Source organism: Spirochaetota bacterium, from assembly GCA_038043445.1.
In the GTDB taxonomy this organism is placed as follows: domain Bacteria; phylum Spirochaetota; class Brachyspiria; order Brachyspirales; family JACRPF01; genus JBBTBY01.
The window spans coordinates 1-11,066 of the sequence record JBBTBY010000096.1 but is presented as its reverse complement, the minus strand read 5'-3'; the positions used below and the strand labels follow the sequence as shown (position 1 = coordinate 11,066).

Annotated in this window: 9 protein-coding genes; 6 read left to right on the top strand and 3 right to left on the bottom strand. The window is 55.9% G+C overall.

Features of this window, described 5'->3' with window-relative positions; all coding sequences use genetic code 11:
- The coding region (locus tag AABZ39_13895) for a CHASE2 domain-containing protein (GenBank protein MEK6795869.1) at positions 1-648 on the bottom strand (648 nt) is incomplete at its 3' end.
- Between the two features lie 151 nt (positions 649-799).
- Here AABZ39_13895 and AABZ39_13890 point away from each other — a divergent pair.
- The 5 genes from AABZ39_13890 (at position 800) to AABZ39_13870 (ending at position 7,544) form a co-directional block, all read left to right on the top strand.
- Positions 800-2,221 (top strand): TrpB-like pyridoxal phosphate-dependent enzyme, encoded by a 1,422-nt coding sequence (locus AABZ39_13890; GenBank protein ID MEK6795868.1) that lies wholly within the window; start codon positions 800-802, stop codon positions 2,219-2,221.
- Between the two features lie 200 nt (positions 2,222-2,421).
- Positions 2,422-3,189: a hypothetical protein gene (locus AABZ39_13885; protein ID MEK6795867.1), complete on the top strand. Its 768-nt coding sequence runs from the start codon at positions 2,422-2,424 to the stop codon at positions 3,187-3,189.
- 120 nt (positions 3,190-3,309) lie between these two features.
- Positions 3,310-4,548, top strand: coding sequence for a cell division protein FtsA (gene ftsA / locus AABZ39_13880; GenBank protein MEK6795866.1), 1,239 nt, complete (start codon positions 3,310-3,312; stop codon positions 4,546-4,548).
- A 13-nt stretch (positions 4,549-4,561) separates the two neighbouring features.
- Positions 4,562-5,704: a glycosyltransferase gene (locus tag AABZ39_13875; GenBank protein MEK6795865.1), complete on the top strand. Its 1,143-nt coding sequence runs from the start codon at positions 4,562-4,564 to the stop codon at positions 5,702-5,704.
- Positions 5,705-5,732: 28 nt separating this feature from the next.
- Entirely contained in the window at positions 5,733-7,544 is a 1,812-nt protein-coding gene (locus tag AABZ39_13870; GenBank protein MEK6795864.1) for a VacB/RNase II family 3'-5' exoribonuclease, read from the top strand.
- Positions 7,545-7,565: 21 nt separating this feature from the next.
- On the opposite strand, the gene AABZ39_13865 is transcribed toward AABZ39_13870, so the two are convergent.
- Positions 7,566-8,897, bottom strand: coding sequence for a tetratricopeptide repeat protein (locus AABZ39_13865; GenBank protein ID MEK6795863.1), 1,332 nt, complete (start codon positions 8,895-8,897; stop codon positions 7,566-7,568).
- 99 nt (positions 8,898-8,996) lie between these two features.
- On the opposite strand from AABZ39_13865, the gene nhaD reads away from it, so the two are divergent.
- Complete coding sequence (gene nhaD, locus AABZ39_13860; GenBank protein MEK6795862.1) at positions 8,997-10,271, top strand: sodium:proton antiporter NhaD; 1,275 nt, start codon at positions 8,997-8,999, stop codon at positions 10,269-10,271.
- Positions 10,272-10,405: 134 nt separating this feature from the next.
- Here the strand turns inward: nhaD and AABZ39_13855 are convergent, their stop codons facing one another.
- Complete coding sequence (locus AABZ39_13855) at positions 10,406-10,951, bottom strand: hypothetical protein (protein MEK6795861.1); 546 nt, start codon at positions 10,949-10,951, stop codon at positions 10,406-10,408.
- Between the last annotated feature and the right edge of the window lie 115 nt (positions 10,952-11,066).

The window sequence follows — 11,066 nt, the reverse complement described above, 5'->3', positions numbered from 1 at the left end:
TTTCAGGACGCGTTTATTGTGATCGCCGATGGGGAGGTAATGACGCTGCAGGATGGTCTCCATTTCGCTGATGCGGGCGCGATATTCCGGGTCCTTGCTTTCCTGATAGGCCACCGAGAGATCGAGATAGATATTGCCCGACCGCTCGATCTCTCGTGCGAGCGTGCTGTCCATACCCGCGTAGATACGCTGCATCTGCGCATAGAGCGACGGATTGTCCTTTGTAGCAAGGGTGATGGCGGCAGGGACTTTCTGCGGTACGATGAAGAGCACGTCAAAGAGCGTCGATTTCGAACCGGCTTCACGCGCCGCCTTGAGCATCTGTGCGTGTACATCGCGCGGGAACGGCCATTCGCCGAACGTTTCAAGCGACTCGTCATCGATCTTGACGACGACGGCCTGGTACTGGTTCCAGCGTTCTTCGGCGACCATTTCGCCGCCTTTCACTTCGATAACACGCTGGCGCGCGGGCGATGTGAACTGGTTCTCATGGTACCGTTCCGGGTTCGAGTGGTCCTCGCGGAAGAAGAAGCGGAAATCGTAGAAGGAGCGTTCAAGCCCATTAAGGAAAATGAGATGAAAACTGATGAGATAGACGATGACGCTCACCGATAACCCGACGAGAATTGCCTGCCAGCGGATCTTCATGCGATGCCTCCTTCCTCACGTTGCGATAGGCAAGTGTATCATTTTTCCGCGACAAAGTAAAGCGAAACGGATTGTCTGACAGATCATCGTGCATTGACAAAACCAGCGTACATTGCTAGAATAAGACATCATTTCGACAAGGCAGGGTATTATGGCGACGAAGAAAAAGAAGAAAAGCGCGCCGAAAGCGCGGGCATTCACCAAAAAACCGTTCGAACATCGAAAGATCGTGCTTGCTGACAATGAAATACCGACATCGTGGTACAATATCAATCCTGATCTGCCGAAGCCGCCGGCACCCTATTATAATCCGCAGACGATGAAGCCGCTCGGGCCATCCGATCTGGCGCCGCTCTTTCCTATGGGGCTCATCGAACAGGAAGTCTCGATGCAGCGCGAGATACCCATCCCGGAAGAGATCCTTTCAATCTACAAGCTTTGGAGGCCGACGCCGCTGATACGGGCGCGGCAGCTTGAAAAGGACCTCGGGCTCAAGTCGAAGATATACTATAAATACGAAGGTGCTTCCCCTGCCGGGAGTCATAAGCTCAATACCGCGATAGCGCAGGCATATTATAATAAGAAAGAAGGTATCAAGCGCATAGCTACCGAGACCGGCGCGGGCCAATGGGGCAGCGCCATGTCCATAGCCTGCAACTACTTCGGGCTGGCCTGCACCGTGTATATGGTGAAGGTGAGCTATCAGCAAAAGCCGTATCGAAGACATCTCATGCATGTATTCAACGGCGAGGTGTTCGCTTCGCCGACGGACCGCACGAATGCCGGCCGCTCGATACGTGCGGCGAACCCTGACTCTCCGGGGAGCCTCGGCATCGCGATAAGCGAAGCGGTGGAGGATGCGGCGACCCATGATGATACCCACTATGCGCTCGGGTCGGTGCTCAATCATGTGTGCATGCATCAGACCGTCATCGGTCTTGAGGCGAAGAAGCAGTTCGCGAAGACGGGCGATTACCCGGATATCATCATCGGCTGTGTCGGCGGCGGCAGCAATTTCGCCGGTATAACTTTTCCGTTCGTCCCGGAAAAGCTATCCGGTAAGCGCAAGAACATGCGTTTCATCGCAGTGGAGCCTGCGGCCTGTCCTACGCTCACGAAGGGCCTCTACGATTTTGATTACGGCGATACGGCGAAAATGGCGCCGATAGCGCTCATGTATACGCTCGGGCATACCTTCATGCCGGACGGCATACATGCCGGCGGACTTCGCTATCACGGTGCGTCCCCGCTCGTGAGCATGCTCGTTAAGGAAGGCATCGTCGAGGCGCAGTCGTATAAGCAGCTTGCTACATTCCAGGCGGCAACGACGTTCGCCCGTGCCGAGGGCATAGTGCCGGCGCCGGAAAGCTCACACGCGATATGCGCCGCCATTGATGAAGCGAAGAAGGCCGACGCGGAAGGAAAGCCCAAGACGATACTCTTCAACCTGAGCGGGCATGGGTTCTTCGATATGACCGCGTACGACATGTACTTCGAGGGAAAGCTCGAGGACGTTGAATTGCAGCAGAGCGTCATCGATACGGCGGTCAAGGACAGGCCGCATATCGGCTGATCGTCGATTGACCGTATCGACGGCATGAAACGTGCGGGCGCACAGTTTTTATGCATATGCGATCTGCGGACCGCTCTGCATGCACTGAAATATGCGGTTCGCGTAACTGAGTGCTGGCACAGGGATTGCATCTCATGTATCGATGGACCCGGCGCATCCGATGCGAAGCGTTCGTCGAACATTTTCATAAGGAGCTTCATATGAAGCATCGCATCTCTCGTACGATACTGATGTGTGCGGTAGTGCTCATCGCCGCTGCCGCACCGAAGGCGTTCTCGTACGCCTACAATCCCTGGACGGGCAGCACCGGTGCCATGAAGCTGGCGGTCAATCCGTTCTTCTACTCACCGACGTTCTCTCCGTTCGTGCCGACTTTCGATCTCGCCGCCGCGTACGGCGTAACGGCGAACTTCGACGTGATAGCGAATTTCGCGACGTTGAGCTTCCCCGCGACCGGCTTCGCGTACGGCGGGTCGTGGGTGATGCCGCGCTTCGATATCGGCGGGAACAATATTTTCGCCCTGCAGATCAAGTATACGCCGGCAGGGGCCGCATTCACGTTCGATATCGTGCCGCAGTATCATTTCTTCTGGGAGAACGATTACTTCGCGGCTGAGGCGAACGTGTACATGGATGTGCCCATCGCAAGCGCAGCGCCGAACGTGCCGTACGTAAAGTTCGGGGCGTATCTTGCGCCGGTCGTGAAGGTGATAAAGGACCTTTTCTATATCTATTGCGAGATAGATCCGGCGGTCACCAGCGGCATCTCTTCGGCGGTTCAGTCGAAGTTTGAGCTTGGGATTGTACCGGGAGTAACGATACTTCTCGGCGGGGCGACGCATCAGCTCTCCATCGCCGTGCCGCTGGGTAATGTCATGACGGTGACCTACAATACGGTCGGCGCCGTGACCCCCGGGCTCAGCATATGGTATTGGACGGCCTTCGACTTCGGCGGCGGCAAGAAATAGCGATATATGACCGGTATTCCGCCGGGGCGGCCCATGAAGATGGACTGCTCCGGCGGCTTCATTTGTTGCAATTTAGCGACTATCGCGTATAATTACGGTTAACAATGATCGGGAGCCAGTGTGGCCAAAAATGACAGTATATGTGCGCTCGATGTGGGCACATCTTCCGTAAAAGCGCTTATCAGCGAGATGCATGACGGCGAAGTGACCGTGCTCGGCGTAGGCCGTGCGGTATCCAATGGCGTTCGGAAAGGCACGGTGGTCAATATCGATGCGGCGGCCGCGGCTATTGCGTCCGCTGTCGAAAAGGCGGAGATCATGGCCGGCGGCGATGTATCGCGCGTGGTGACATCGCTCGGCGGCGATCATTTGAGCGGCATCAATTCCAAGGGCGTCATCGGCGTGACGGCGCGCAATAGGGAGATAACGCCGTTCGAGGTGGAGCGTGTGCTCGAATCGGCGCGTTCCATCCGGCTTCCCTCCGATTGCGAGATAATACATCTCTTCCCGCAGGAATATGCCGTTGATGACCACGATGAAGTGAGGAATCCCGTCGGCATGACCGGTGCGCGGCTTGAGGCCGAGGCGCATATCATAACCGGCATGATAACCAACAGCGATAATCTCATGCGCGCGATTCGCAAGGCCGGTATCGAGGTGGATGATGTCATTGCATCGCCGTATGCGGCATCGTATGCGGTGCTCACCCCCGACGAACGCGAGCTCGGCGTTGCCCTCATCGATATCGGTGCTGCTACGACGTCGGTGATGTTCTTCATCGAGGGCGCGGTGACGCATACCGCGGTGCTCCCCATCGGCGCGCAGCATGTAACGAGCGATATATCGATGGGGCTTCGCATCTCGCATACCGCCGCCGAAGAGGTGAAGATGTCCTATGGCTTTGCGATGAGCGAAATGGTGAGCGATACCGAGGCGATAGAAGTGCCGTCCACGGGCGACCGTCCGCCGCGGACGATACCGAAGAAAACATTGTCGCAGATAATCGAGCCGCGCATGGAAGAGATATTCCGTCTCGTGCTCAAGGAAATTGAGAAGGTACAATGCAAGGAAGTGCTTTCCGCCGGGGCCGTGCTCACGGGCGGCGGGGCCATGCTCGGCGGTGCTACCGATGTGGCCGAGGCGGTGTTCGGGACCATGCCTGCGCGCGTGGGATATCCGACCGGTTTCTCCGGCATGCTCGATATCGGACGCGATGCGACGTGCGCGGTGGCGGTGGGGCTTACGCTCATGAAGTCGTCGGAACAGAACCCCGCACCGGGGATACGCAAGGTGCGCGAGCGGAAAGAGGGGAATACGGGCGGGAAACTATCCGGCTGGTTCAAGGAATTTTTCAGTTAGCTCTCCTGTTGTGATGAAAACATCCGATATTAAAAAAGCCGTCATACTCGCTCACTATGCGGCTACCGGTGCTACCGAGGAGTTGCGCGACTGGCTCAACAGCAAGCGCGTCGAAGAGGTCGTGTACATCGCATTTCCGTTCATGAACAGTGTATCGAGCGCGGTCACGGTTTCCGTTTTTCGCCGGGGGAAACTCGTTCGTACGCATGAGTCGCTGCTGCGGTTCAAGCGCCCGGAGCCCGTTTCGTATGCCAAGGATGTTCTGTACGGGTTGTGGTACGGGATGCGCTTCTGCCGCGGCGCGGATATCCTTGCCGGTGGGGATAATCTCCTCGCGTGCATTGGCCTATGCCTGAAGGTCATCGCCGGGGTGAAGCGTGTCATGTATTACATGATCGATTATACACCTGTGCGGTATGCGAATCCCGTTCTGAACGCGCTCTACTATGCGTTTGACAGGATCGCAGCATACAATGCGGACCAGGTGTGGCCGCTCATTGAAAAGACGATACGCCGCCGCTTTGAGGACGGCAAGCTTAAGGAAAAGCGCGTGCGGTCATGGCAGCCGGTAGCGTTCGGGACGCATCTGTCGCATGCGAAAAGCGTCGATACGCATGCGGTCGTCTATCTCGGCGGGCTTATTCGGAATAAAGGCGCCGAGCTTTTTCTTCCGGTGCTGGAGGAGCTTCGAAAAAAGGATGCGCGATATCGCCTTGTTGTCGTCGGTGCGGGGGATTATCTCGCCGAGTTGAGGGAGGATATTCGCCGGAGAAAGCTTGCCGCATGGGTGACGCTCTACGGGCACATACTCGATTTTTCGCGGGTACTCGCGATACTCTCGAAAACGGGCGTCGGCATTGCACCGTATTATCCCGATGACCCGAACAATTTCAGCTACAATACCGATATGGGCAAGCTTAAGGTCTATATCGGCTGTGCGCTCCCGGTGGTGGTGACCGATGTGCCGCCGTTCGCTCGCACGCTTGCGGAAAAGAAAGCCGGACGCATCGCCCGATACGATGCGAAGGATATTGCAGATCAGATACGGATAATAGTAAAGGACCACGCGCGTTACCGATCGAACGCCCGCGCGCTGGGGGAACAATACACGTGGGACAAGATCTTTACGAAGGCGTTCGAAAAAATAGAACAGTGATAGTAATAGAAGAACAAGAAGGAAAACAATGACAATTGAACAACTGATAGACTTTGCGCGAAGGCACAAGGTCGTCAAAAAACATCTGCTGGTGAAACATTTTCACATAGCGGAACGAGATTACCCGTCGGTGCAGCGCGTCATAGACGAGGCGGCGGCAAAAGGGATACTCATGCGCGGAAAGAAAAAGGGCGTGTATAAGCTCTCGCGTACAGCGGAGAAGATGCAGGAGAAACGCGCGGATGTGCGCCGCGGCACTTCGCGCGAGGGCGGCTTTCGCGGCGGTGCAGGACGCGACCGCATGGATCGCGGCGATCGCGGGGCGTTCCGGTCGTATATCGGCATGGCGAAGGACGATGCGAAATACATCGTTATCAAGCACGGTTTGCCGCGGGGCTGGAATGCGAAGGCGGATGCCGAACTGCAGCTCGTCCCGAAGGAGGTGCCCGCTGGCGATCTGACGACGCGGGAGGACCTGCGAAACTATGATATCGTCACCATCGACGGTGAGGATGCGAAGGATTTCGATGATGCGATCAATGTCACGCGGACGCCCGACGGCTTTGAACTCGGTGTGCACATCGCGGATGTGAGCCATTTCATACGCAAGGGGAGCGCGCTCGATAAAGAGGCGAAGAAGCGCGCGAACAGTTTCTATCTCATCGACACCGTCGTGCCGATGTTCCCGTTCCCGGTATCCAACGGCATCTGCTCGCTCAACCCGAACACGCCGCGCCTTACCATGAGCGCGTTCATGAAGATAGACAATGCGGGGAATATCGTTTCCTATCGGTTCGCCGAAAGCGTCATTCAGTCGAAACGACGGATGACGTACACCGGTGTGCAGAAGATACTTGACAAAGAAGAAAACGCCGACCCCTGGCTCACGAAGCTCCTGACGGATTCGCATGCGCTCATGAACGTGCTTAAGAGCAAGCGCATGAACGAGGGGAGCATAGACTTCGATTTTGACGAGATAAAGATAACGCTTGATGAGAAAGGAGAGCCTGTATCGTTCTCGCCGAAGCCTCGCCTCGATGCGCATCGTATTGTCGAGGAATGCATGCTCGCGGCAAACCGCGTCGTCGCGGAGTATCTCGGCAAGCACACTGAGTCGCTCTATCGCGTGCACGGCACACCGGATGAGGAGAAGCTCGCGAATTTTGAGCGCATTGCTCACAATCGCGGCTATGCGCTCAACCGCGATCCCAAGACGGGTGAGGCGGATTTCAAGTCCTTCCGCGCATCGATGAAGGGCAAGCCCGATGAGGAGCTTCTGCTTACGCTCCTCCTTCGTTCGATGAAGCAGGCGTATTACGGCATTGAGAACATCGGCCATTACGGCCTTGGATTCGATTACTACACGCATTTCACTTCGCCGATACGTCGTTATTCCGACCTGGTGATACACCGCATACTCAGGAAGATAATACGCGGGCAGGGGAAGCTCTCCGAGAGCGAGATAGTGGAGCTTGCCGCGGTGGCGGACCACTGCTCGAAGCAGGAACGCATCGCTGTCGACGCGGAACGCGAACTCGCGAAGATCAAGGGCGCGCGTTTCCTCAAGGGTAAGGTCGGACTTGAATATGACGGCATCATCACCGGGGTCACTGCGTTCGGGATATTCGTGCGCATAAGCGAATTCGGTGCCGAGGGGCTGGTTCGCTATCAGGACCTTGCCGGGGACCGGTTCCATTTCAATGAAGCGGACCATTCCATTGTCGGTACGGGAGGGAAGCGGTCGTATATGCTCGGCGACAGGGTGCGCGTGCTCGTTGCGCGCGTCAATATCGAGCGGCTGCATGTCGATCTCATGCTCGTGGAATCGCCGCGGAAGTAGGGTGAAAAAGGCTGCAACTGTTTAATCGTTGTCATCGTCATCTTTTTTCGGAAGCTCTATCGTATATCGCTTCCGCAGCCGTTCCCTTGCATACCGGCTGTGGTTCGAAGCCGCGATACGATAATCGGCAATGGCGGCCGTGTCATTTCGTGTGGCCTCATAGACATACCCGCGATATTCGAGCGCCGCGGTATGGTTTTTCCGAAGAGCGACAGCCCGCGAGAGTGCGGATAGGGCGGCGGCATACTCTCGTTCTTCGGCGTGGAATCGACCGACGGCGAAGTGAACCAGATAATTACTCGGGGCGAGCTCCATCGCACGATAATAATCGCGTTTTGCGTTTGCGGTATTGCCTTCGCTGAAGAAGAGGTCGCCGCGCCCGACATATGACATGGCACGGGAATCATCCAGCGCTATCGCTGCATTGAAATTGCTCCGCGCGTTCTCGTTATCCCGAAGTCCACGATATGCGAGCGCTCGATCGGCATAATACACGGGGTTCGTCGGCGCAAGCGCGATCGCTTTGCTGAAATCGTTGAGCGCTTTGACGGGATAATACGATACTATCTTTCGCCCGCGGCGAGCATAGTCCTCCGCCGAATAGATGCGGAACATCGGCGAACTGGCAAGCGATATCATTACAAGAACAGATATGGCGAGAAGGATCTTTTCCCGTGTTGTTCCCGCTGAGAGGCGTTCTTCCATATAGTATCCGAGGCGGATCGGGATGAGCACCATCGCGCCGACAAGGAGCATGCCGAGGTATGCGACGATGGTAATCGGTTCGAGCACATTGAACGTCTGATCGATATCGCTCAGGGTGAATGCCTCCCATGCCACCGTATAGGCAATGCAGACGAATGAGAAGAGCATGAGATGTGCGACAAGGCGCAGGGGGAATGAGACAGTCGTTGCTGGTGGGGTATCGACATTGTAGATGAGCACAGCGATATATCCTTCCCGCGCCAGTACGAGGAGAACGACGATGATGACAACCACAATGGGCGGCGATGCGGATCCGAAGAACGACGTCATTGCCGCTATACCGAGAAGAAAAGAAACGACAAGGTGCCCTATCATGACGAGTACCGGTCCGGAATAGCTTTTTGGCGCGCGTCCGGCGAAACGTTCGCGTATCCAAAGCATGTGTATTCGCATACCGATCGTTTCGAAAATAAAAGCGAGAAGCACCAGTACGCCGAATACGGGGTTTGGCGATTTTTCCGCGGCTGTAACCGCGGTGTGCGCGGCGGGAAACACAAATGGTCTCAGGAATGCCGAATAGAGCAGGGCATAGACGCAGAACAGGAGATTGAGGATAATCCCGGACGGCAGGCGAAATAGACCGCGCATGTCTTATGACCTCGGTCAGGGCACTATAATCGATGGATCGTATATGTCAATTGACAGAATTATCGATTGCCATTATGGTGCGTACATAAGGATGTAACTATGGTGATCGCCGTTGTTGCCGTGTTCGTTATCGGATACGCATTCATTGCGTTCGAGCACAAGGTCCATATCAATAAAGCAGCGAGCGCCCTTGCTGCGGGAATAATCGCCTGGACGATCTATGTGCTCTGGGTCCCGGACAAGCACCTTGTGCAGGAGGCACTTACGGCTCACTTCGAGGGGGTCGCGGAGATATTGTTCTTCCTTCTCGGCGCCATGACCATCGTGGAATTGATCGATGCACACGGCGGATTCGACGTGATCACGAACCGGATACAGACCAGAAGTAAAAGGACGTTGCTCTGGATAATCGGCATTACGGCGTTCTTACTTTCATCGGTCCTCGACAATCTGACGACGACGATAGTGATGGTGTCGCTTGTTCGAAAGCTGTTGAGCGACCGTGACGATCGTCTCGTCTTTGCGGGCATCATCATTATCGCTACGAATGCCGGCGGGGCATGGACGCCCATCGGCGACGTAACGACGACCATGCTCTGGATAGGCGGAAATATCACGACACTTGCTACCATCAAGCATCTCTTTCTTCCGTCCCTTGCGTGCCTTTTCGTTCCGCTCATCGTTATTTCACCGTCGATACGAGGCAAGGTCGCCCGCATCGAGCGAGGGGCTGCGCAGGTGACCGCCGGGAAGAATGTCGTGTTCTTCCTCGGCATCGGCGCGCTCCTCTTTGTCCCGGTGTTCAAATCGATAACGCATCTCCCGCCGTTCCTCGGCATGCTGTTGGGCCTTTCCGTCCTGTGGATAACGACCGAGATAATGCATCGCGGCAAGGAGCATGAGCATCGCACGAAATTATCCGTCGGGCGCGCGCTGCAGAAGATCGACAGTGCGAGCGTGCTCTTCTTTCTCGGCATATTGCTCTGCATAGCCGCGCTCGATGCCGTCGGTGTGCTCGAGCGGACGGCGGTGTTCCTGAACACGACAGTAAAGAATGAAGCCATGATCGTGGTACTTATCGGCGTCATCTCCGCCGTCGTCGATAATGTACCGCTCGTCGCCGCGGCCATGGGGATGTATCCGCTCTCGGCGCATCCGGCGGACAGTGCGTTCTGGCAATTCCTCGCCTATTGTGCCGGTACCGGCGGGAGCATGCTCATCATCGGCTCCGCTGCCGGTGTTGCTGCCATGGGTATGGAAAAGATTGATTTTCTCTGGTATCTCAAGCGGATAAGTCTGCTCGCCCTGTTGGGATACGCGGCGGGTATCGCGGTATTCCTCGGTGAGCGCGCATTGTTCCCGAGCTTTTTCTGATGTCGCAAGAGGATTGTTTTCTTTCGTTCAACCGCTTGCCTTTGAGAGAAGAAAAAATTTCTCACGGAGTCCACAAAGCTCACGGAGGGAAAAAAGATGACAAGGGATATTGTCTTTGTATGGCCGGCAGCCCTTTAGAATACAATACTTTTTTCAATGGCCCAGAAAGCATCCCATGATTGGTCGGCGCGGCGCACCGGTGTCTCGATGCAGATATACACGGTGTGCCGCGCTGTGTTCATAGCGATGATCTCGGCCCAATGCGGTGACGTGAAATACCGGTAGTGTACGATATCGTAACGCTGATGAACGCCGGAGTATTTGCGCCCGTATCCCTCCGCAGTGTTCGGGAAACTGCCTTTGTGAATGCAGCGCACTGCCGGAATGCGGTCGGCGATAGTAAGATCAAGCCGTTCGGTGCGCCACGCCCGGCGGTTCTCGGCATATCTCATGAGCGTCGGCGCTTTGTATTTCGGCCACTTCGTTATGATGATGCGTTCGCCGCCGCTGCCGGAGAGGGCTATCGTGTGCTCGCTCGCGGTACGATTGTCAAGCGCGAGTATGAAGCCGGTGGGGTAGGCGAACGAGATGTCATCGGCTTTGTACTGCCAGACGGGGCCGGTAACGGTCGCGGCGGAGACGAGTCCTGCAGAGAGTATGCTGACGAGTGACCGCATCATGGGTATCTCCTTGTAAATGATACTGTATCATGGGCATGCCGTTCTGACAAGCGAGCGCATGCGTGTGTGACTTTCTATTGTGGTAACGCAGCGAAATAATTGCATGAGGCCGGAA